The sequence below is a fragment of the Nostoc sp. NMS8 genome, from assembly GCF_017115045.1.
GTDB lineage: Bacteria > Cyanobacteriota > Cyanobacteriia > Cyanobacteriales > Nostocaceae > Nostoc.
In genome coordinates this window covers 94,533-115,071 of sequence record NZ_JABXKK010000100.1, presented here as the reverse complement: position 1 = coordinate 115,071, position 20,539 = coordinate 94,533, and the positions used below count along the sequence as shown (strand labels likewise).

Here is a 20,539-nt window from a genome sequence, read left to right as displayed (position 1 = left end):
CGTAACACAAGGTATAAGCGAAGAAAGAGAATATTAGTTGTTTGTGAACAATAAAGGATTATTTAATTTTTTGGCATTGGTGATGGCGATCGCCATTAGTGGCAGGAGTTAATTATGCTACACAGTGGCAGGTGGGGAAATATCCAAGTGCGTAGGCGTAGCCCACCGTAGGCATCGTGAATAATTTTGATAACCAGTTTGTCAGCGCCTTGTTGGGTCAACAACCGATACAGTTACCTTTGTGCGAGTGCTTCACCGTAAGGATATTTACCGCTATTTCCCATGAACTACATCTACTATGAGGCACAAGATCCCCAACTTTTCAAAAAAGTCGGGATTCTGGGGATCTGATTGAGAAATGTTCGCTCTACAAAATTTAGAATAAGATGAGGTTTACTAATTATTTGGCAATGGAAGTTTTAAAACTTACAACTAAAATCGATGAAGCAGGATATTTAAATCTTAATATTGCAACGGAGTTAGCGGCGGTTGAAGTGGATATTGTAGTTGTTTTGAATCCAATTTCGTCAGAGGAAAAGCAGCAACCTAGTTATGATTTCTCTGATTTGGTGGGGCGATTAACTTGGCAAGGAGATGCGGTAGGAGCGCAGAGGGATCTACGCGATGAGTGGTAATCGCTACGTGTTAGATACGAATGCGATAGTAGCTCTGCTTCAAGGAAATTCTCAACTTATTCAATTAGTTCAAGGTGCTGATTGGATTTGAGTTTCAGTCATTAGCCAAATTGAATTTCTCGCGTTTTCTGGGCTGAGTCAAGAGGATTGTTAGCTTTTTGAGCAGTTTTTGCAACGAGTTGAGGTTGTCAATTTAGTGGCGAGTGATGCTGTTTTGATTAATAAAATCATTAAAATTCGCCAGCAATATCGGTTGAAACTACTAGATGCAATTATTTCAGCAATGGCGATCCAAAATTCAGCAAGTTTGGTGACTACCGATCAAGAGTTTGCGGAAGTAACAATTTTAACGGGAATCAATTGGTTTTGAAAAGGTTTAGGCGAATATAATTCGCTACTAAAAAAACTTAGTCCGCCTGCGCGGACTAAGCAAAAACTAGGTCTTTCAAACTCACGGAGGTGGGTTTAGTCTGTATAGCCCCGATTTCTAATCGCCGAGGCTAGTATTAATTTAGACTTTTGAAACAAGCTCTAATACAGTCCCCACTCTAATTTCAGAGTTTCTAACTTAGGATTCTTTACACTCATTCTCTTACACTCTTCCAAAAATTCTTTGACTTGTCCTTCGTTAAGACTTAAGCCACCATCTTGCAGATTATTGATGTAAGTAATCACATCTGAAGTTGTTAAAGCCGAACTGATTTCTTCTAGAAGAATAGCATTTCTAACTTCTCGACAAACCAACTCAATATCTGATGAAGTAAATCTCCCACTTTTATCTGCCAGAATTTCCAAGTTAACTAGCTGATTCATATCAATTTTGGACAGGTAGTGTTTGAACAAATCTATTCTCTCTGCTTTATCGGGTGGAAAAACAGGAATCTTCCAATCCAATCGACCAGAACGTTTCAAAGCACTATCAATACCACTCAAATAATTAGTAGCAGCAATGACAATTACATCACTATTTTGCAGATTATTTAGTTCTATCAGTAATTGGTTGATAGTCGCCTTTTGGTCTGTGTGTGCGTTGTCTTCGTTACGATTAAACCCAATACTGTCTAACTCATCAATGAATAAAAGCGAAGGAGATTTTTTCTTAGCTTGAGCAAAGATATCTCGAATATTCTTTTGACTTTGCCCTATCCAAACACTGACAATATCAGCAGGAGAGAACTTAAAGAAATATCTTCCAGATTCATTAGCAAAGGCATTTGCTAATAGAGTTTTGCCGCATCCTGGTAAACCATAGAAAAGAATTCCACCAATTGAACTTTTATGTCCTTTAGATTGCAACTTCAAAAGTCTAGTTAGTTTTTCTTTTTCTTCGTTTAGGCCTTGTACTTGGCTAAAGTCAAGCTTAAATTCTTTGATGCGGTTAGTAATTGGATATGCTTGGACTAAACTAGGTTTTTTGGCTCCATACTTAAAAGATGGATACTCGATAGAATCAAATGATACCGGGACTAATTGGTGTTTTTCATAATCAGGAGCCATGATTATAACTTGGAAGCGATCGCCATAATATCCAGAAAACTTATATTCTAATATTTCCTTAGCTTTTTTCAGTTGGTAATAGTTGCGTGCGATCTCAAAACCGGGAATTACCAACCAAAGACTTTCTAGTTTATTTGGCCATACTTTTGATTTTCTCAAAACTCTTTTAATTGAATCTAAAAAGAGATTGTTATCTTGAAACTCTTGGTATTTGAGAGTTTCTATCTCAACCACTACCTGATTTTTTACATAGACTTCTATGATTTCACTTTGGTACTCTTCATCCTCATCGGATGTATCTTCATCGATTGTTTCTTCATCCCTAGAAGTCAACTCAACTTCACAGTCAATATTAGACAATCCATATCCTAAGTTTTCCAATGTTTTAATAGCAAAATACTTAAGATAAATATATTCTTTACTTTCTTGCTGCCACTTCAGAGTATAAAAATGCTCAGACTTCATCTTCAGAAATAGCTGAGACTCAGCCTGTATTTGAGCCTTTTGTAATTCAACAAAATAATCTTGCAAAGAGGCATCATCTTCCTCTATTTCATAATATGGAAGTTCCAGCAGTAGACGGAAATGGGCGTACACTTCCTCTTTATATTCAATAGATGCTTCATTTGGATATTTACACCTGAGAGTAAAAGTAAAAGGAATTTTACTAGCAACTCTATCTACCAAGTATCCTAAAGCATCTTCTTGCTGGTGGGCTTGGATTTCTAATGCCGATGGACAATGAAATAAAATGAAGAACTGTTCGGAATTATATTTATTTGCATATAGAGATATCTGTTCAAACTGCTGATCGAATTTTTCAGAATCAAGCAACTCTAAACCAGTATTGCCAAGGATAATGCTGGTCATGGTTGAACGATAAAACTGAAAAATGCTAGCATCAAAAATGGGTTTTTCTTGCTCATCTTCACAATCTTTATCATCTGAAGCAATACTTGTAGGAATTTTCTTAGTGGCAAGTTTGGGTATACTACTATAGCCTCCATATTGATATTTTCTAATTAATTCATAATTAAAGATTTTGACAACAATATCACAGAAGAAATCTTCTCCTTGTGGAATCAAAAAAATACCTACTGGCTGATGAGAATCTAAACACGCTTGAAATCGTTCATATTCTTGTTCAGAACCAAAATCAAACAAGTAGTAGAAAAAATCGTGTTTGACTGAAATTGCCTCTTTTAGTTTGGCTGAAATTGATTTAGATTCAACAACTTCACTTGTTGGTTCTACACCTTTAATAGAAATAGCTATTTTTGTATCTAAGGGAACATGTAAATCTAACCGAGGATTTGCACAAAGCCCCAATTCATCAAGGGCAGTATTAAAATCGTCTATGAATGATTGACTTCTACGCTGGTAGCCAAACTGTTCTATGATGGTTTTGATCCGTAGATTTTTTTGAGTTTTACCAGTTCTTTGAAGTTTACTTTTAATTGAACGTAAATAGGCTGTATATGACATTTTGTGAGCATCCCAAAGAAACTAAATATATAGTTCCCTAACTGACATATCCAGCTAACGCACACAAGCAATGTCTTTAGTTTTGTCTGGGAATACGATAAATAATCATGCACAATTCATCGCTACAGCCGGGTTAGTGCGAGATTAGATGGAGGTTCAGTAGTGTATGAAATAAATAGGCGGCGGAGTAACCCCAGGTGGAACATCACCGAAGACTTGGCTGGGTATATGTTCATGATGCCCATAATTCTAGTTTTGGGAACTTTTGTAGTGTTACCCATTTTCTACGCCGTTTTTCTTTCCCTGCAAAAAGTCCAACTTCTCGGCGGTTATGAACATTTAGTCAACTGCACCGTTTTTCATGGTGATTTATCTGGCGGCGTTGCAAGATATACCCCAAACACTTTATGAGGCGGCGGAACTCGATGGTGCAAATGGGTGGCAGCAATTTATCTACATTACTCTTCCCCTGCTTAAGCCTGTAACCTTCTTTGTGGTAGCAATGGGGGTGATTGGGACTTTTCAACTTTTTGAGCAGTCTTATATCTTCTCTGGCGCTACTGGTGGGCCGAACAACGCTACCTTAACTGTGGTGCTGCTGATTTATCAAGCTGTATTTCAGAATTTACAAATGGGATATGCAGCAGCGATCATTCTCATTACTTTGATTCAGCGGCGACTTTTCGGAGGCGAACGCATTTGACTAACACCTCTGGCTTATCCTGGCTCAAAGCCCTGTTATACGTCCTGCTGACACTCTATGCCATCATTACCCTAATTACCCTTTCTCTGGGCACTTTCAGCATCATTTAAGCCGCTATCAGAGATTGTCAGTAGTGAACCCAACTTTCTCCCCAAGAATTTTACTCTCGATAACTACAGGCAAATCTTTCTCCAAGAACCGCTATTTGGCGCTGGTTATTCAACAGTGTAGCGATCGCAATCAGCGTCACCCTTTTAAACTTGTTGTTAAATTCAATGGCTGGTTATGCCTTGGCAAGATTGCATTTTGTAGGTAAGCGTTTTTGGTTCTTCCTAATCTTGGCTGTGCTGGCAGTCCCAGCGCAAATCACCATAATTCCCACATTTTTAATTTTAAAAGCGATGTCTACGGCTGGCTGAATTCTTACCAAGGCATGATAGCGTCTAGCATGGTGAATGCCACTTTTATCTTCATGATGCGGCAATTTTTTGTTAATTTTCCTAAAGAACTAGAAGAAGCCGCTTAACTCGATGGCTTAAATACCTTTGGGATATTCCGACATATTGTCTTACCTTTGGCAAAGCCAGCACTAGCAGCACAAGCAGTATTTGTGTTTATGGGAAGTTGGAATAATTTCTTACTACCTATAGTTATCCTATTTGACCCAGAAATGTTTACCCTCCCTTTGGGCCTGAACACCTTCAAAGGTCAATACATCAGCTATTGGAACTACATAATGGCGGCTTCTATGGTCTTTACCCTGCCAGCTTTAGGTATTTACGCCTTTTTTAATCGTTACTTTATCCAAAGCGTCACCTTCACTGGAGAAAAAGGCTAATAGTCATTAGTCAAGAGTTAAAAATTCTTCCCCTGCTTCCCCTGCCCCCTGCCCCCTCCCGATCCCCAAACAGTATTTTGGGCAACAAATTGGACTCCTAACGTGATATTGGTATTACAGAGACTCAATCTCTATCTATCAGTTAATAAGCATTATGGGTTTTGCAGACCTATCGATCGCAGAGATAGCAGCCGACTACAGCATTCCTGTAGAAAAAGTGTTTTCTCTGTGCAACCAACTGGGAATCGCCTACAAACACCAAAAGACCCGTTTGGCGTTAGAAGATGCAAAGGCAATTATTTCCCAAATATCGTCTGAAATACGCCCAAAAGGTACTAGCGACTCGGTGGGCGATAACGAAGTCACCTAAAGGGTTATCTCGGCTTTGGCTAATCACTGATAGCTAATGATAAAAAACAATGAGTCATTAGCAATTAGCAGCTTGGAGATTGAGAATCGCGTTCTTAGTTAGCTGTGTTGAGCGTCAAAATTTTTAAGGGGAAACATGTTTAGAAGACTAATTGGCGTTGTTGTGGCTACTGTTTTACTCTCGTTTCAGTTGCTTGTCGGTAGCGCGACGGCAGTGGAACTGGACAAAGCTACCCGAACAGTGCCATTAAATACTCAAGGTGATACCGTCGTACTCAGCCTTAAACAAGTAAAAGAAGGCAAACGCTTATTTAATTACGCTTGCGCCCAATGTCATGCTGGTGGAGTTACCAAGACAAATCAAAACGTGGGACTCACTCCAGAAGACCTGGCACTGGCAACACCCAACCGTAATAACATTGAAGGCTTAGTTGATTACCTGAAAAATCCCACTACTTACGACGGGGAAGAAGAGATTTCCGAAATACACCCCAGTCTCAAAAGCGCAGATATTTTCACAGCAGTGCGAAATCTGACAGATGATGACTTGGAGGCGATCGCCGGTCATATTCTTTTACAACCCAAAATCGTTGGTACTAAGTGGGGAGGCGGAAAAATCTATTACTAAATCCTGGAACTGAGTCATTGGGAATAGGGCATTGGGCATTGGGAATAGGGCATTGAGAAGAATTCATTCCCCATTCCCCATTCCCCATTCCCCATTCCCCATTCCCCTCTGATCACACAGGTTTTTGCAATAAATTTCTCTCCATATATTAAAAAAAAATTTATCTATGACAGATTGTCATATTTGGCGTTGATTTTATTTAAAATGAGAAAGGGAAAAAAATTTGTTTGTTAGGAGAGAGCTATGAAATTAATTTCGATAAGCTGGCGACGCCTTAGTTTAGCTGTGTTGACAATCCTTTTAGTTGTTAGCAGCTTTGCTGTTTTTACTCCCAGTGCTTCAGCTGAAACCTACAAGGTGAAATTAGGTAGCGATAAAGGACTGCTGCAATTTGAACCTAAAAAGTTGACAATTAAACCAGGTGACTCAGTTGAATGGGTGAACAACAAACTTGCTCCCCACAATGTTGTGTTTGATCCTTCCAAAAACCCTAATAAGGATGCCACTCTAGCACAATCCCTGTCTCATACAAAGTTGCTGTTGAATCCTGGTCAAACCACAACAACAACCTTCCCCGCAGACGCGCCTGTTGGCAACTACACTTTCTACTGCACTCCTCACCGTGGTGCTGGCATGGTTGGTACAATCACTGTCGAATGATAGAAACACCAGCGTTTGGCACAAGGTGATTACTCACTGAAATTAGTTCATCGCAACACGCCACACTCTTAGAGTGACGCACAAAAGACATCAATGGCTGGCGGCAACAAGTTCTATCCTTCCCAAAGACGCTAAGTAACCTGTAGCGATAGAGGAGTGAACTCGTTGCCGCCAATTTTGATCAAATTTGACTTAATCGGGGATTAATCGCGTTTATACTCTTCCTGGAGGCTTGTTGCGAGGAAATTCTGTTGAGAATACTTTTATTAATTTTAATGTCGGCGATCGCCATATTCAAATTGACATTCATTAGTCCAGCACTAGCTACCGAAACATCCAACGGTGCTAAAATTTTTGAGGCTAATTGCGCTTCTTGCCATATCGGTGGCGGTAATATCCTGATTATTCAGAAAACTTTGAAAAAGGAAGCATTATCAAAATACTTAGAAAATTATGATAGTGACTCAATCCAGGCGATTATCCACCAAGTACAAAATGGTAAAAATGCCATGCCTGCTTTTAAAGATAAGTTAAGTGCTGAGGATATTCTGGAGGTAGCTGCTTACGTTTTTCAGAATGCAGAACAAGGCTGGTAAATTCAGCTATACCGTCTAGTTCTTGTAGGGTGGGCCCGAAAGCCCGCCCTAATAGGAGCAAGTTTACGCTAACGAACTCCAAAATTAACTATATGTTATGAATCTACGATGAACTAGTGCATTAGACGTAGGTTGGGTGGAGCGGAGTGCAACCCAACATATATTAGGATATTGGCTTTGGCAAAGCCTCCAACGCCACTTGCTACAACGCCGGGAACCCGCGCAACGCAGTGGCTCCCCAACCTACAATTTTTTACAACTTGGGGCATTGGGCATTGGGAAATCTTACCCATTCCCCATGCCCTAACACTCCATTCCGCAAGTGGCGTGGAGTTTTTTATCCAAATCACGAGCGGATGATTATTTCTCTGGATTAGACTTTTCTCTGTTTTCCTTCACTTGACGCAATACTTCTACTAATTTTTGATCGGATTCAACCGAGGGTGTAGCCAGACCCTTATTGACTCTTGGCAGCAATAAGGCTTCGGAATTAGTAGCTGCTGATGAAGGCGTGGACTGGTTATTTTTTATTTTCAGTTCAGATAATGGTTTGGGAGTAGCTGCCGGTGAGAACTCAGGTTGATTGCCATTGACTCCTGGTGTAGCTAATGGTTTCAGAATACCTGTCGGTAAGGACATAGGCTGGTTATTTCTGATTCGCAAATCAGGTAACGGTTTAGAAGTAGCGGCTGGTAAAGGCGTAAGCTGATTGTTATTTATTCCTGGTGTAGATAATGACGAGGGCTTTTGCTCTTGAGTAGCCTCAGTAGTATTGTTAGTACTGTTTTGGAAACGTAGGTTAAAGGGATAAGAACTAATCTGTTTATCTCCCTTAGGGGATTGCTTGTTGAAGTATTCTCTTGCTTTTAGTTGCAATTCCGGGGAAATTAGCTTGTCTTGAAACTTGATATCTAAGACCTTACCATCAGGATCTACAACCAATACACCCAAAACGGCACCTTGAAGATTCGGCCGATCCGTAGGTAATGTTTGGCGAATGACTGGTTTTTGTTCAGCGTTGGGGTATTGTTGCTGGACTTCTTTTCTCAGGTTTGCGTAGGAGTCTAGCTGTGCGATCGCCTGCTGAGTTCCTTTCACCGATAAATCAGGTGTCTGGGGTGTGATTCCCCTACTCCCGATTAAAGCATCCCCATTTCTTGGAGCTTGTTTTAGAGAATTTATCAGGGGGTTTTGAGCAATTCTAGACGCATTATTAACTGGTTGCGTCATTGGCGAAGTCATATTTCCCTGTGCTGGTGCAATGGGGGTTGTGTTAGAGAATGTTGGAGATTGGGGATTTTGCAGAATATTATCTGGTATTTTCTGTGCCTGCAATTCTGGCAATCTATTTAAAGCTAGCGGCTTAGATGGCTGATAATTGCTGGCAATATTATTACTGGCAATATTATTGACACGAGGAACTGATGGAGAAAATTTTGCGCCAGTATTGTATTTAGAACTGTCAAATTTAGAGGCGTCAAATCGTAAATTATCACCAGGAATCATCCGCAAGGATTGCCTCGTAGGCAAGGATGAGACTGAATAGTTATTTGATGATGCGGGGAGCGGAGGCAGTACAAATTGACTGGATGGCGGTGGCGCTAATGGGGTTAATCCAGCTTGGGGGCTAAAGTTCGGTGCCGAAAGTGGTGCTACTGGAGGAAATTGTTGTAAACCAACCTGGGGCGTGGTTTGGGGCAAACGGTTTTGGTCGGCTTGGCTCAATTCCAAAAGTCCGACTGTTTTGGATGATGCTGTTTCTTTGGGCTTGTTAGACTCCATAGGCATCAAAGGCACAATCATGGCGATCGCACCGTGGATACCAAGGGACGCGATCGCTGCTATCCCAATTGGTTGGCTTAAGATGTCTGGTATATTTTTCAGCAGGGAGACGTAAGACATGGCTATTATCGTTCACTCGACTCAGTTGCAGTTGACTAGCGATTTTCTCTTTCCGACTATATTTTAATGTCTTGTAAGAGATGCGTTCCTCTAAGGAAATAGTAACTTCCTCTGCTGGCAATCAAAACGCCAAAATTGCCATTTATTCAACTTTTTAATTAATCAATGACGCTATATCATAATCTTCAAAATTTCAACTTGCTAAAGAGATATTTGAAAAATTACTACTTTTGACTTCTTATTTTTATGACGCACCCAATTAAACCTAATTAAAATTAATATCTGGGATATTTATAAATTTAAGTAAACGCACAAGTCTGGGTAAATTACAACTTCAGCAGATGTTGCCTTGTTATTTCTACTGGTTTCCAGTCAACTACGCTTCTGTAACAGATGGCACACTTGCTGATCCAAGAGTAGTCCCTATGTAAAAATACTACCACATAGGCAGCCCCTAAAACTGTTGCAAATTGTACAATTTTATGAGCATTCTCGTTCTAAACCCCACCAAAGCTATTTGGGTTTTTATCAAAGGAGTGAGTCAAACGATCGCAATTCTAGCTCTTGAATCATGACTAGTTCTTCAGCCAAAAAGTTCAAACCCTCAATCACTGCATCCAAAATTTAAAATGCCGTTACCGACAGTTATTTTACCTGGATATCTAGAAAGTGCGATCGCTTATCGCCAACTAGAACAATCTTTACAACAGTTAGATTTCCCCACCGTTACAGTACCACTGCGACGGCGTGACTGGTTCCCCACTCTGGGAGGAAGACCCGTAACACCAATTTTGCAACAACTCGATCGCACAATCAAGCATACATTGCAGCAATATAATGCTACTAAAGTTAATTTAATTGGTCACTCAGCCGGAGGTTGGATATCCCGTATTTATATGGGAGAAAAACCCTATTTGGGACGCGGTGGTGTCAAACCATTTCTCTGGGAAGCGCATCCCCTGGTTGCTAATCTCATCACTTTGGGTACACCTCACATTAGCCAAGAACGCTGGACGCGCTTCAATCTCGATTTTGTCACCAATAACTACCCAGGAGCCTTTCACAAAAACGTTCGTTACATTTGTGTGGCTGGCAAAACTATCTTTGGCCAAAGGCGGTCTGGTAGTTGGTTAGCTTACAGCAGTTACCAATTAACCTGTGGTCAGGGTAACACTTGGGGAGATGGCATTACCCCCATTGCCGCTGCTCATTTAGAAGGTGCAGAAAATCTAGTGATTGAAGGTGTCAGGCATTCTCCCAGAAGTCCTGGAATTTGGTACGGTTCAGCAGAACCTTTAAAAGCTTGGGTGCAATATTTGATTTAAAAAACTTTATCTTTTTCTGATAAATGCAACATTTATTAATATTTCTTAGCTAAAATTGTAACAAGAATAAATACTTAGTTAAGAACAGGAGGGGTGAACTATGCAAAGCACCCAGTTCGATCAGATTTTGCGACGAATAGCGACGATATTATCGATCGTGATTTTGACTCTGTGTTTAATTTATGTATCTACCGGAGTTCTGCTGTCTTTTTACTATGAACCGACAGCAGGCGGGGCTTATAACTCCTTAAAGATGATCAATACACAATTGCCATACGGATGGTTGTTTTGGAGAGCGCATAACATTGCTGGTAACGCGGTAATTACGATCGCCTTAATTCAAATTGTGGTGATGTTTTTAGGTAGGCAATTTCGCCAGAGTTGGCTAACAGCTTGGATTAGTGGGATTCTGTTAACCCTAAGTGCGATCGGTCTGGATTGGACAGCGATGATTTTAGATTGGACTCAGGAAGGATACTGGCGTTTTAGCATTGAGCTAGGAACTATCGAAGCTATTCCTTTCATTGGTGGCCAACTGCGCGACATCCTAACCGGCGGTGGAGCCATTAACACAGTTACCGTCGAACACCTTTACACAATACATACTTATCTGATTTCGGTGGCGACCCTAATTCTCGCCATAGTCCATTTCTCTGCTTTACTCTGGCAGGAATCGGAAGTTGAGTTAGGAGTTAGGAGTTAGGAGTTATTTTATTATTCTCTCCCAGTACCCAGTCCCCAATCCCCAATCCCCTCATACCCCAGAAGCCTCACTAGTAGAAAGTTGAGATAATTGAGCGAGGGACAAGTCTTCAACCTCTGGTAACTTTTCTAAAGAGAGGGGAGTGGATTGGGTGGCACCAGATAAACGTTTTAAAAGGCTAGGTCTGGGGTCATGCAACAGATAAATAATGCGATCGCCAATTTCCCAATCTTGGTTAGCTGGCATTACCTGTAAACGTTCTTCTCGTTCTATCAATAGCGGTATCAACACCCCAGTCCGAATCTTTTCTTGGATGCGATCGGATTGAGTAGAAAATTCCGACTCATTCAGCGTGGTTGTCCCCAATTTAACTCGCCCATCATTCAAATATTCATTCCAAGTTTTAATTGCTAAGTCTGAGATAAAAGCTTGATTAACTTTATTACTAACCGAAGTACTCGCCTGCGGATCGCGGGGGAAAACAGCTAAGACACGCGGCGGATTAAACTCCTCTGCGGCTCGTTGAGCCAAAACAAAATTCACCTCACCATTACTCGTCATCGCCAAAAAAGTACCCATAGAGGCAAGTCCGGCCTCTTCCAAAACAGCAGCATCTAGGGCACTGCTGGCAATAACCCGGAGATTTTGCGCCTCAGCTTGTACAAGACATTCGGGGTCAGTATCAATCATGACTACGTTTTCTCCCCGTTCTTGAAAAAACCGAGCAATCAAAAGACTCAAGGGATTACAACCCACAATCACTGCCCCAATTGCATCTTTAGAAGTGATTTGCAGCCATTTAGCAACCCAACCAGCTGTTAGTCCTTGGCAGACAACAGTCATAATAATTGTGAGGAATACCAGAGCTTTGATGGAATCACCGCCGTTAATGCCGCGCTGTGTCAGCGAAATCGCAAAAAAAGAAGCTACGGAAGCAGCAACAATTCCTCTTGGTGCAACCCAGCTTAAAAATAATTTTTGTCGCCAGTTTAGATCGCTGTTCCAAGTACACAAGAGAATATTAATCGGGCGAACGACAAACATTAGTACCAAAACAGTAAATAAACTACCCCAACCCAAAGCAAACACACTAGCAATGGATAGGTCAGCAGCTAATAAGATAAATAGCACCGAGACGCTGAGAATTGTTAGCTGACCCTTAAAGCTTCGTAAAAGACGTTCTTCTGGGACTGAGGAGTTCGCAAATACTGCTCCTGCAACTACTGTTGTCATTACTCCCGATTCACTGCGGATCATTTGCGATAAGGTAAACAGGCTCCAAAGTATCGCCAACACCACTAAATTTTTTAGCTCGAATGACAGAAAACTGGCGCGTTTAAAAATCAAACTCATCAGATAACCGCCAGCACCACCAATTCCTGCACCAACACCCAAACGCATCAATAAACCAACGATCGCATTAATCGGGTCAGCATCGCCGTTCAAAATCGTATCGAGGACAACGAAGGCGAGGATAGCCCCTACAGGGTCAATTAAAACCCCTTCCCCTTCCAAAAGTGTTGCTACTTGCCGATCGACATTAATTTGTTTAAGCAAAGGGCTAACGACGGTTGGGCCTGTTACCACAACTATGGAAGCGTAGAGAAAAGCTATGTTCCAGGGAAATTCCCCTAGCCAGTGGGCTGCCATACTCCCACCAAGTAATGTGATCAGCGTTCCGAGTGTTACCAGCAATTGCAGACTAACTGAAACTCTGCCTAATTCTCGTAGATCCAAGTTAAGTCCGCCTTCAAACAAAATTATTGCCGTTGCGAGGGCGACAATAACTTCTAGCCCAGTGCCTAGCGAATGGGGATGCAATAACCCTATGCCATCAGAGCCAAACAAGATGCCCAACAGCAATAACAAGACGATGCTAGGTACACGAAGGTATGCGGCTAGCACTTGGGCGCTAATGCCTGCAAAGACGGCGATCGCCATCTGTATGGTAATTTCAAAAGATGCTTCCATGCTGTAGATTTTGAGCGATTTATTTCAAAATCTTTTGTAAAAAACCGTAGATATTAACTCTACAGGGTACAACATCATACCCTTTGTTCCTTGCTGTCTTTAGCGTTTTTTCGATCTCTATATCCTCCTAAATCGCCAGCATCGTTAACTGACCACCTCTGCGGCTGACTGCAGCAGCATCTACGGACTTCTTTTTGTGTCTCCATATCCTTGTATCCTCTTTCAAGCTTTTGCCTCCACCCAGTTTAGCTGCCACAAACTTTTTTTGGCAAAACCTGTTGACAACTGCGAGGAAATTGGTTAACTTATAAAAGGTCTGAGTCAGATGCCCCCATCGTCTAGAGGCCTAGGACACCTCCCTTTCACGGAGGTAACGGGGATTCGAATTCCCCTGGGGGTACTTAAAAAGAATGAAAAGCAAAAGCTTTTTGTTTGAAGTTAAACGATAAAAACCATCATCCAGCAACACTACTGAATGATGGTTTAACTGTTATACATGCGCTTCTTTGCTGGCTAGTTCTTCTACACGTTGGTGAATAGCTAGGAGATTTAACCGCAAATCTTTACTCAGGCGATTTTCAATAATTCCCACCGGCATAGTGAGTTTAGGCCAAACTTGAATTGTGTAGGACAGATTTGTTCCTATATACTCACCGAAGGAATAAGGCTCTAAGCACCAGCTACCAGAAAAGCCTTTAAAATCTCCCTCTACCATACGGAAATTAATTGCTTTGGGGAAGTATTCTTCCAAATCCAGAACTACCCGCGCACAAAAGTTGAAATTCAGTAAGCGCTGGGAGCCTACTTGCTCCAGTCGAATTCCACCATTGGGATGCTCGATTAGGCAACTCTTGGCGAGGTTGGGGAGGAAGTCTGGTAAGGCTTCATAATTTGTCAGAACCTTCCAGATTTGCTCGACTGGATGGGGAATTTGGACTTTAGCACTGATTTGCCGCTGTCGCTCTGCTATTTTTTCAATTTGAATTTCTACCTGAGTAAGCAAATCTCCTTCTAGGTCGGTGTCATCAGTGGAAGACTGCAAATCAGGGTTCTCTGTTGTGTTCTGTTTTTTAGTCACTTTCAGAATTATGGTTTGCTTTCGTCAGAAAATTGGGGCAGAGTCAGGGTGAAGCAAATTTCGCTCTGTTCAGAATCCGAGATGGGGAGACTTTCAACTGCGATCGCTCCATTCAAATGCTGCACTAAAGACTTGACTAGAGCAAGTCCCAAGCCTGTCCCTGGAGTCCAACGCCCTTTTCCGCGACGGAACTTGTCAAAAATATAGGTCGCTTCTTCTTCAGAGATCGCGCGTCCTATATTCGTCACCTTCATGATAACTTGATCGATTTGTTGATCGACTCGGTGAGCCGCTTCCAGGCGCACTATTGTATCCTGCTCTGAGTATTTACAGGCATTTGTTAATAATTCTTGCAGGATTCGGTCAAAACTCTCCAGTTCTGTTTGCAGTTTTAGCGAATCTTCTGGTAAATCTACAGAAATCCTTAATCCTTTTTCGCTAAGTTTTTTCTCAAAAGATGCTGCTATATCCTGGATTCTAGTATTTAAATCTATAGATTGTAATAGCGGGGCTTCATGAGGTGACTCTAGTTTCTGGAGTGTCAACAAGTCATTAATCAAGTTGATTTCCTTAGAACATTCTTGCTCAAGGATATCCAGATATCTAGCTTGACGCTCTGGTGCTATTCCTGGCAAACGCAAATTTTTTATTGACATCAGCATATTTGTCAAGGGGTAGCGTAGGCGATCGCTCATGTTACTCAAAAATTCATCTTTGAGTTCATTAAGTTTACGTAGCTGATCGACATATTGCCGTGTTTTTTCATGCAATTTTGCCTGAAGTTCTATACTGCTCTGGAGTTTCGCCGTCCGATCGTCTACCAAAGTTTGCACTTGGCGCAATGTCTGTGACTGAATTATGGCGTTACTCATTTGAGCGCAAACCATTTCCACAAGATTTAATTCTGCTGGTTGCCAATTGCGAATCACAGATTGCTGTAGCACCAAGAATCCTAAGATTTTACCTTGGCTCTCTAATGGCACTAAAAGTACCGCAGGCAATTCCTCTATTGCAAATAATGAAGCCGCTGTCAAGGTTTCGTTTTGGTCTGTATAGTCATCGAAGATTACTGGTTTTCCAGAATCCATGAAGGCACGCTGGCATAAACCACACTCTGAAATCAAGAAAGACTGAGCTAAGGTGTCTGGTTTAGTAGTGCGGGAATTTTGTGCTTCCCTAGCCCATTCACCAATCACAGTAGCTCTTGCTCTGGGAATTTGTTTTTTACCTTGAGTCCTAAATAGTGGATCTGTATATTTCAGTGATATGAGCAAACCCCGATCTGCCTGTAGAGATTCGGCAGTAGAGGCGATAACTAACTGGAGCATTTGATTAAGCTCCAAGTTGCTGCGACTTAATACGGTCAGTTGCTTGATCAAGCTTTGATGCTGCTTGCTCTTTTGCACGTACTGCTCTTGATGAGCAATTAGTTGAGCTTGTGCCACTCTAGAAAAAGCGATCGCACAAGCCGACTCCACTTCTTTGAGCAATTGTTTTTCTGATTCACTCCATTCATAAGGTTGGAATTTAATCAGATTAATCACTCCGTTATTCTTGCCACCAAACCGAGTGGGAATTGCCAAAACCGCTTTTATCGGTAGTGGCAAATATTGACAACCAATTACCAGACTGTTCTGAATGATGGAAATGTCTTCAATAGTCAATGGTTGGGCAGCACATTGCAGCACTGGCGAGTGCATAAGTAACTGTTCCATCGAAAACATTTCTTCTGGGTGTGGCAACCCTAGATACTCATCAGCACACCAATTAGTAGTAGTTGCTTCGTCGGATGTTTCATCCGCCACTGAAACCAAGCAGCAGCAATCTACTTCAAAAGCAACTCCTAGTAATTGGGCAATATCTTGCAGCATCAATGCCGTAGCGGAGCTATTGGCAATGATTTGGTTAATTTTTTGTCCCAACTGGCGGGCACGTTCTTCCTGATGCTGCATCACCTTGACTTGGTAAGGTTGTAGTCGATCTATGTCATCTACGTAATGTGGCGGCGATGATAAAGGCTTTTTCATTCTTGGCACGCCCTTGGATAGTAACCCCATTGTTCTTGCACCCAACCTTTTGGCATATTCTTCACCGTTAGTTGTGTTGCTACACCTTGATAATTGACAAATTTTGTGTGAATACTTTCTCTCACCTGTTATAGCCCTTTTCTATCTCAGATGGCCAAATTTCCCCTGTATCAAGCAAATTGCTACATTGGTACATAAGTAATAGAATACTTAAGATATCCTATAAATGCTTCTGTCAGCTTATTTTTAACTGTTCTATCTGAAAATAATTTACTAACCTTATCCTGCCGGTAAGTATACACAAACCGTAATTTCTCTGGAATTACAGGAAAATTACCCTTTACATCACGTAAAATTACGTACCTGGCTTTATGAAATTTTATTACATTTTTTTTTAAAACCTAGTAGGTTTAACAAGCTACTCGTTGATCTCCGTAACTCTCAGTAAAATATTGAGTAATGAGTGATGAGTAATGAGTAAGTAGTTACTATTATCTCCCCAGTACCTAATCCCCAGTCCCCAGCTATTCTTTCATTCAAGGCTTTTGAAACTTTTTTCATCGGGACTGCCTTCCTTGATAGCTAAATTTTGAAGCAGCCCAGTTATTAGTAAAAATAACTGGGCTGCATTCGTTTGAATATGAAAAACTATCCAGCCAAGCTTTCGACACTCAGAGGAACCATATCGCCGTTCCTTGTCAGTCCTAACAACATCGGTTGTTGGGGTTGAATTAGTTGACCTGTTAGTACACAACGTTCTTCTTGCTGGGCTGTGGCAGCTATGCTAGCTCGAATGTCGGATCGCGAAAATCTAGGCTTCCACTCACCTGATTTTTGCTGGACATAATTCCAAAGGATATCTCGAATTAGAGCTTGATATCCCTGATTCCCAGCGATTTCTTTGAGCTTATCTTTGAGTTCCCGCTCTAGGCGGATGCTGGTAACTTCCATATCGGTGGTTGGGGTGCGAGCGATCGTATGCATCAGTTTTTCTCCTTAAAGGTATAGACAGGATAGTAATACAAGTGTAGTATGTTTAAAGGAATGTTCAATAGGTGAAATTTTCTGTGAAATCCATTTACCCCATCTCTACTTCAATTTTGTGCGCTACTAATTGCCGAATCAATTGGGAATCAGCCGCTATGGAAGTGGAGTATTTATTTATGGGCGATGGTAGCCGGAATCATGGGCAAATCACAGAAGGTAATGATGATTATAAACATCTCAGCATTATTGCACTAATTGCAAAGCCACAACTAGATGAACAAAGCGGGGGGTACAGACAAAGGAATCCTGTACCGATATAAGACCAGAAAATTTTCCGGTCAATTCTAACCCCCGCTTCACCAAAACAAGAAGCGGGGGTTTTTTTATAAGGAGTTAAGCTGTGACGATATCTTCCATGCGCGGCGCGAACGCAATGCAAGTGTTGGAGCAATCTGTGGTGGTGTTTTCTCAAAATTACTTGCCACTATGTCGGGTCAATATTAAGCGGGCAATTGTGCTGTTAGTAACCAACAAGGCGCAACCGCTGGGTTTTACCACAGAAGGCGGCTGGCAAGTTCACTCACCCAATTTGGTAATTGATGTGCCAAAACACATTCGCTTGACAATCACTTCCAATGAGCGGATGTGGAAAGTTCCGCCAGTGAATCGGCGGGAAGTACTGCGACGAGATCATCACAGTTGCCAATATTGCGGTAGCGGCAAACATCTAACGCTAGATCATGTGATGCCGCGTTCTAAAGGCGGTTCTCACACTTGGGATAACGTAGTCGCAGCTTGTGAAAGATGTAACTCCCGTAAAGGCGATCGCACCCTGTTTGAAGCTGGTATGCAGCTGCGTACCAAACCAAAAGCGCCAATTCACCCCGCGATTTCTTTTGCTGAACAGTTTTGGATAGATATGCAAGCAAACCTGGAATAACAGGAGAGCATAAGGAATGCTGAAATTAACTTACACTGAAAGCAGTTTTGATTTGGAATGTGTCACTCTGTCGCTAGAAGAATGGGTAGCGCAACGAGTGATTTTAGCCCTGCGAGTTGGGCAAAGTTTGTGCATTGAACCCAATACCGCTTCCTTTTTGCTTCCTGTTGATTTGCCAGGAGTAGAATTACTCAGGGCTGAGGTAAAAAGAGATGACAGAGAAATCATTGCCCTCTGTGCCTGCGATGCCGAATACCTGGAAGTCACCCTGCGGGGTTCTTGGCTATCAGATAGTTCTAAGGATTCTGTAGGTGTGTTCTTCACCGCTATGAGCGATCGCGCTGAGTTCTTTTTGCACAAACTTTGGCAGGAAGCTCAATCTTGTGCTTCTGTCCTGAGCGAATAAACGAAATAGTTGGGTGACTCAATTTTGGATTTTAGATTTGTTCTCGCCTGCGCGAACAGACCTTTTTGGATTTTGGATTAAATAATCCAAAATCCAAAATTTAAAATCTAAAATCAGGTGAGTCATTCCTTCATTTGCAGCAGTTCGGGAATTGTCACAAATCGATAGCCTTGTTGTTTTAGTCCACTGATGATTTGTGGCAAAGCTTCTACAGTTCTGCGGCGATCGCCACCACCATCATGCATTAAAACAATAAAACCAGGTTTTGCGCCTTTCAGGACATTATTTACAAATGCCTGGGGTTTGGCATGAGGATCGGTATCAGCGGAAGTTAGCGACCACATAATTACAGCATCTTTCTGGCTTTTGGCGTAAGCGGCTAGTCCGTTATTTAAAAAGCCTCCAGGAGGACGAAACAGAGCCGTTTTGACTCCTGTAGTTTTGTATATCAGATCCGCTGTGCGATCGATTTCACTTTTAGCTGTGGCTTCATCCATCTGCCGATACCAATGATGCCAAGTATGGTTGCCGATGGCGTGTCCCTCGGCTACTTCACGCTTGGCTAGGTCGGGATTTGCTTGTAAAGCTTGTCCTACCCAAAAGAATGTTGCTTTAACATCATTTTGCTTCAGGATATCCAGCATTTCTAGGGTTGTCTTTGGCCAGGGCCCATCATCAATGCTTAAAGCAATAACCTTTTCGTTGTTGCTGGGTTGCACCTTATAAACTGTTTTTCCCTGAAATTTAGCTGGGATTGTAAAAGTAGGGTTTTCTACTTGGGCTGATGGCGGTAGCTGGGCTTTAATTTGGCCCTTTGCTGGATCTTGAAGTGCAGTATGAATTTTGCTTAGTGGCTGGTTCAACCCCGATTGTGGGGAGGTGCCTGGAGCAATACTACAAGCTGTAATACTAGAGGCGATCGCGACAATACTAATTATCTTTTGTCGCTTGAGGTAGTTGTCTGTCACGTCAGGCTTTTAAAAACTCACCCAATCATAAGCTGTAGTTTGACTTTTCAGAGGGTTTAGCAAGTTCAAATCTAAGTGCAGAAGCTTTTCTAGACAATTTCAAAAAAACTTTCTAAAACCCCTTGACACCTCTTGTAGTATTTTGTAGTATATTTGTAGTAAAACGCAAGACAAGCTTCCCAAGAGTCAAAGTTACGTTCTACATACAACTAAAGGAAAGGCGTTGAAACAAACCAGAGTCCTTTGTCAACAAAGCTGCTTTTACTTGCAAACCATCGGCAGTAGAGGCAATAAACGAAAAAAGTTCTAATTTTGCACTCATCAAAACCACTGAATACATCCGTAATACACAACAGGCTTGCTACCTAGAGTTTCGGTTGTTTTCCTAACAGTTTCTAACAGTTAAAAGTAAATTTTCTGAACCTTGAAAACTAAATAAGAAATGGGCAAGTTCACCAACAAAATTTGTGCCTAAAAACTTCAAAGTTTAGGCACAGATTCCAAAAAATCGGGGTGTAGCTCAATTGGCTAGAGCGTTCCGTTGTCTGCGGAAATGTTGCGGGTTCAAGTCCCGTCACCCTGGTTGTAGTCCTGTAGGCGAATAGTTTAAGCCGTCAGCCTACGGCAGTCGCTACAACGGGTAGCGCAGCGTTAGCGAGTCATCGAGCGTCGGGAACCTCCGCAACGCGCTCGCTGCCTCCTCAAACTGAAGATTGCGAGTGCAAATCTCGTCGGGACTCCCAAATGGTCAGGTAGCCAAGTTGGTAAGGCGTTGGTCTGCAAAACCGATTAGCGCGGGTTCAAATCCCGTCCTGACCTCT

The 20,539-nt window shown here is 41.8% G+C and carries 20 protein-coding genes, 3 tRNA genes and 3 pseudogenes; 17 read left to right on the top strand and 9 right to left on the bottom strand.

What is annotated here, in order from left to right:
• Window positions 1-86: 86 nt before the first annotated feature.
• From HWQ39_RS25665 to HWQ39_RS25655, 3 genes and pseudogenes are all read left to right on the top strand, one after another.
• A pseudogene (locus HWQ39_RS25665) lies at window positions 87-302 on the top strand (hypothetical protein); the annotation flags it as partial.
• An 84-nt stretch (window positions 303-386) separates the two neighbouring features.
• Window positions 387-635, top strand: coding sequence for a hypothetical protein (locus HWQ39_RS25660; protein ID WP_292851383.1), 249 nt, complete (start codon window positions 387-389; stop codon window positions 633-635).
• A 169-nt stretch (window positions 636-804) separates the two neighbouring features.
• Complete coding sequence (locus HWQ39_RS25655) at window positions 805-1,005, top strand: PIN domain-containing protein (RefSeq protein WP_292851380.1); 201 nt, start codon at window positions 805-807, stop codon at window positions 1,003-1,005.
• A gap of 161 nt (window positions 1,006-1,166) precedes the next feature.
• Here the strand turns inward: HWQ39_RS25655 and HWQ39_RS25650 are convergent, their stop codons facing one another.
• Window positions 1,167-3,617, bottom strand: a complete 2,451-nt coding sequence (locus tag HWQ39_RS25650) for an ATP-binding protein (protein ID WP_292851377.1) — start codon at window positions 3,615-3,617, stop codon at window positions 1,167-1,169.
• A gap of 162 nt (window positions 3,618-3,779) precedes the next feature.
• On the opposite strand from HWQ39_RS25650, the pseudogene HWQ39_RS25645 reads away from it, so the two are divergent.
• The 6 genes and pseudogenes from HWQ39_RS25645 (at window position 3,780) to petJ (ending at window position 7,411) form a co-directional block, all read left to right on the top strand.
• Window positions 3,780-4,320 (top strand): annotated as a pseudogene (locus HWQ39_RS25645) (sugar ABC transporter permease).
• Window positions 4,317-5,158: pseudogene (locus HWQ39_RS25640) on the top strand (carbohydrate ABC transporter permease). The pseudogenes HWQ39_RS25645 and HWQ39_RS25640 overlap by 4 nt, the downstream one beginning before the upstream one ends.
• Before the next feature lie 154 nt (window positions 5,159-5,312).
• Window positions 5,313-5,528 (top strand): hypothetical protein, encoded by a 216-nt coding sequence (locus HWQ39_RS25635; RefSeq protein WP_179065905.1) that lies wholly within the window; start codon window positions 5,313-5,315, stop codon window positions 5,526-5,528.
• A gap of 135 nt (window positions 5,529-5,663) precedes the next feature.
• Window positions 5,664-6,155 carry a photosystem II cytochrome c-550 gene (gene psbV / locus HWQ39_RS25630; protein WP_292851372.1) on the top strand — a complete coding sequence of 164 codons (492 nt, stop codon included), beginning with the start codon at window positions 5,664-5,666 and terminating at the stop codon, window positions 6,153-6,155.
• Window positions 6,156-6,398: 243 nt separating this feature from the next.
• On the top strand, window positions 6,399-6,815 hold the full coding sequence (petE, locus tag HWQ39_RS25625; protein ID WP_292851369.1) for a plastocyanin: 417 nt from the start codon (window positions 6,399-6,401) through the stop codon (window positions 6,813-6,815).
• A gap of 251 nt (window positions 6,816-7,066) precedes the next feature.
• A complete protein-coding gene (petJ, locus tag HWQ39_RS25620) occupies window positions 7,067-7,411 on the top strand; it encodes a cytochrome c6 PetJ (protein ID WP_292851366.1) in 345 nt (114 codons plus the stop codon).
• A gap of 360 nt (window positions 7,412-7,771) precedes the next feature.
• On the opposite strand, the gene HWQ39_RS25615 is transcribed toward petJ, so the two are convergent.
• Window positions 7,772-9,313 (bottom strand): hypothetical protein, encoded by a 1,542-nt coding sequence (locus HWQ39_RS25615; protein ID WP_292851363.1) that lies wholly within the window; start codon window positions 9,311-9,313, stop codon window positions 7,772-7,774.
• A gap of 629 nt (window positions 9,314-9,942) precedes the next feature.
• Here HWQ39_RS25615 and HWQ39_RS25610 point away from each other — a divergent pair.
• Together HWQ39_RS25610 and HWQ39_RS25605 are read left to right on the top strand one after the other, a co-directional pair.
• Window positions 9,943-10,638, top strand: a complete 696-nt coding sequence (locus HWQ39_RS25610; protein ID WP_292851360.1) for a triacylglycerol lipase — start codon at window positions 9,943-9,945, stop codon at window positions 10,636-10,638.
• 100 nt (window positions 10,639-10,738) lie between these two features.
• A complete protein-coding gene (locus tag HWQ39_RS25605) occupies window positions 10,739-11,341 on the top strand; it encodes a cytochrome b N-terminal domain-containing protein (protein ID WP_292851356.1) in 603 nt (200 codons plus the stop codon).
• 51 nt (window positions 11,342-11,392) lie between these two features.
• Here HWQ39_RS25605 and HWQ39_RS25600 read toward each other — a convergent pair whose 3' ends face one another.
• A complete protein-coding gene (locus HWQ39_RS25600; RefSeq protein WP_292851353.1) occupies window positions 11,393-13,312 on the bottom strand; it encodes a cation:proton antiporter in 1,920 nt (639 codons plus the stop codon).
• 327 nt (window positions 13,313-13,639) lie between these two features.
• On the opposite strand from HWQ39_RS25600, the gene HWQ39_RS25595 reads away from it, so the two are divergent.
• Window positions 13,640-13,712: transfer RNA gene (locus HWQ39_RS25595), tRNA-Glu, on the top strand.
• A 90-nt stretch (window positions 13,713-13,802) separates the two neighbouring features.
• On the opposite strand, the gene HWQ39_RS25590 is transcribed toward HWQ39_RS25595, so the two are convergent.
• The 4 genes from HWQ39_RS25590 to HWQ39_RS25575 form a co-directional block, all read right to left on the bottom strand.
• A complete protein-coding gene (locus HWQ39_RS25590; protein ID WP_292851350.1) occupies window positions 13,803-14,390 on the bottom strand; it encodes an SRPBCC family protein in 588 nt (195 codons plus the stop codon).
• Between the two features lie 8 nt (window positions 14,391-14,398).
• Window positions 14,399-16,417, bottom strand: coding sequence for a GAF domain-containing protein (locus HWQ39_RS25585; RefSeq protein ID WP_292851347.1), 2,019 nt, complete (start codon window positions 16,415-16,417; stop codon window positions 14,399-14,401).
• On the bottom strand, window positions 16,414-16,542 hold the full coding sequence (locus tag HWQ39_RS25580) for a hypothetical protein (protein ID WP_292851344.1): 129 nt from the start codon (window positions 16,540-16,542) through the stop codon (window positions 16,414-16,416). Before HWQ39_RS25580 ends, HWQ39_RS25585 begins: the two co-directional genes overlap by 4 nt.
• Window positions 16,543-17,065: 523 nt before the next feature.
• A complete protein-coding gene (locus tag HWQ39_RS25575; RefSeq protein ID WP_096535028.1) occupies window positions 17,066-17,401 on the bottom strand; it encodes a hypothetical protein in 336 nt (111 codons plus the stop codon).
• 71 nt (window positions 17,402-17,472) lie between these two features.
• Between HWQ39_RS25575 and HWQ39_RS25570 the strand changes: the two genes are divergently transcribed.
• The 3 genes from HWQ39_RS25570 (at window position 17,473) to HWQ39_RS25560 (ending at window position 18,750) form a co-directional block, all read left to right on the top strand.
• Window positions 17,473-17,724, top strand: coding sequence for a hypothetical protein (locus HWQ39_RS25570; RefSeq protein ID WP_292851341.1), 252 nt, complete (start codon window positions 17,473-17,475; stop codon window positions 17,722-17,724).
• Window positions 17,725-17,837: 113 nt separating this feature from the next.
• Window positions 17,838-18,344, top strand: a complete 507-nt coding sequence (locus HWQ39_RS25565) for an HNH endonuclease (protein WP_292851445.1) — start codon at window positions 17,838-17,840, stop codon at window positions 18,342-18,344.
• A gap of 16 nt (window positions 18,345-18,360) precedes the next feature.
• A complete protein-coding gene (locus HWQ39_RS25560; RefSeq protein WP_292851338.1) occupies window positions 18,361-18,750 on the top strand; it encodes an alr0857 family protein in 390 nt (129 codons plus the stop codon).
• A 122-nt stretch (window positions 18,751-18,872) separates the two neighbouring features.
• Here the strand turns inward: HWQ39_RS25560 and HWQ39_RS25555 are convergent, their stop codons facing one another.
• A complete protein-coding gene (locus HWQ39_RS25555) occupies window positions 18,873-19,718 on the bottom strand; it encodes a polysaccharide deacetylase family protein (protein ID WP_292851335.1) in 846 nt (281 codons plus the stop codon).
• A gap of 199 nt (window positions 19,719-19,917) precedes the next feature.
• Window positions 19,918-20,040: a hypothetical protein gene (locus tag HWQ39_RS25550; protein WP_262984296.1), complete on the bottom strand. Its 123-nt coding sequence runs from the start codon at window positions 20,038-20,040 to the stop codon at window positions 19,918-19,920.
• Window positions 20,041-20,227: 187 nt separating this feature from the next.
• Between HWQ39_RS25550 and HWQ39_RS25545 the strand changes: the two genes are divergently transcribed.
• Both HWQ39_RS25545 and HWQ39_RS25540 read left to right on the top strand, forming a co-directional pair.
• Window positions 20,228-20,301 (top strand) — tRNA-Asp (locus HWQ39_RS25545).
• Window positions 20,302-20,464: 163 nt separating this feature from the next.
• Window positions 20,465-20,537: transfer RNA gene (locus HWQ39_RS25540), tRNA-Cys, on the top strand.
• Window positions 20,538-20,539 lie beyond the last annotated feature (2 nt).

Coding starts and splice junctions, on each gene's coding strand:
- HWQ39_RS25660 (WP_292851383.1), top strand. CDS start 387: ATGAGGTTTACTAATTATTTGGCAATGGAAGTTTTAAAACTTACAACT.
- HWQ39_RS25650 (WP_292851377.1), bottom strand. CDS start 3,617: ATGTCATATACAGCCTATTTACGTTCAATTAAAAGTAAACTTCAAAGA.
- HWQ39_RS25635 (WP_179065905.1), top strand. CDS start 5,313: ATGGGTTTTGCAGACCTATCGATCGCAGAGATAGCAGCCGACTACAGC.
- psbV (WP_292851372.1), top strand. CDS start 5,664: ATGTTTAGAAGACTAATTGGCGTTGTTGTGGCTACTGTTTTACTCTCG.
- petE (WP_292851369.1), top strand. CDS start 6,399: ATGAAATTAATTTCGATAAGCTGGCGACGCCTTAGTTTAGCTGTGTTG.
- HWQ39_RS25615 (WP_292851363.1), bottom strand. CDS start 9,313: ATGTCTTACGTCTCCCTGCTGAAAAATATACCAGACATCTTAAGCCAA.
- HWQ39_RS25610 (WP_292851360.1), top strand. CDS start 9,943: ATGCCGTTACCGACAGTTATTTTACCTGGATATCTAGAAAGTGCGATC.
- HWQ39_RS25605 (WP_292851356.1), top strand. CDS start 10,739: ATGCAAAGCACCCAGTTCGATCAGATTTTGCGACGAATAGCGACGATA.
- HWQ39_RS25600 (WP_292851353.1), bottom strand. CDS start 13,312: ATGGAAGCATCTTTTGAAATTACCATACAGATGGCGATCGCCGTCTTT.
- HWQ39_RS25585 (WP_292851347.1), bottom strand. CDS start 16,417: ATGAAAAAGCCTTTATCATCGCCGCCACATTACGTAGATGACATAGAT.
- HWQ39_RS25575 (WP_096535028.1), bottom strand. CDS start 17,401: ATGCATACGATCGCTCGCACCCCAACCACCGATATGGAAGTTACCAGC.
- HWQ39_RS25565 (WP_292851445.1), top strand. CDS start 17,838: ATGCAAGTGTTGGAGCAATCTGTGGTGGTGTTTTCTCAAAATTACTTG.
- HWQ39_RS25560 (WP_292851338.1), top strand. CDS start 18,361: ATGCTGAAATTAACTTACACTGAAAGCAGTTTTGATTTGGAATGTGTC.
- HWQ39_RS25550 (WP_262984296.1), bottom strand. CDS start 20,040: ATGAGTGCAAAATTAGAACTTTTTTCGTTTATTGCCTCTACTGCCGAT.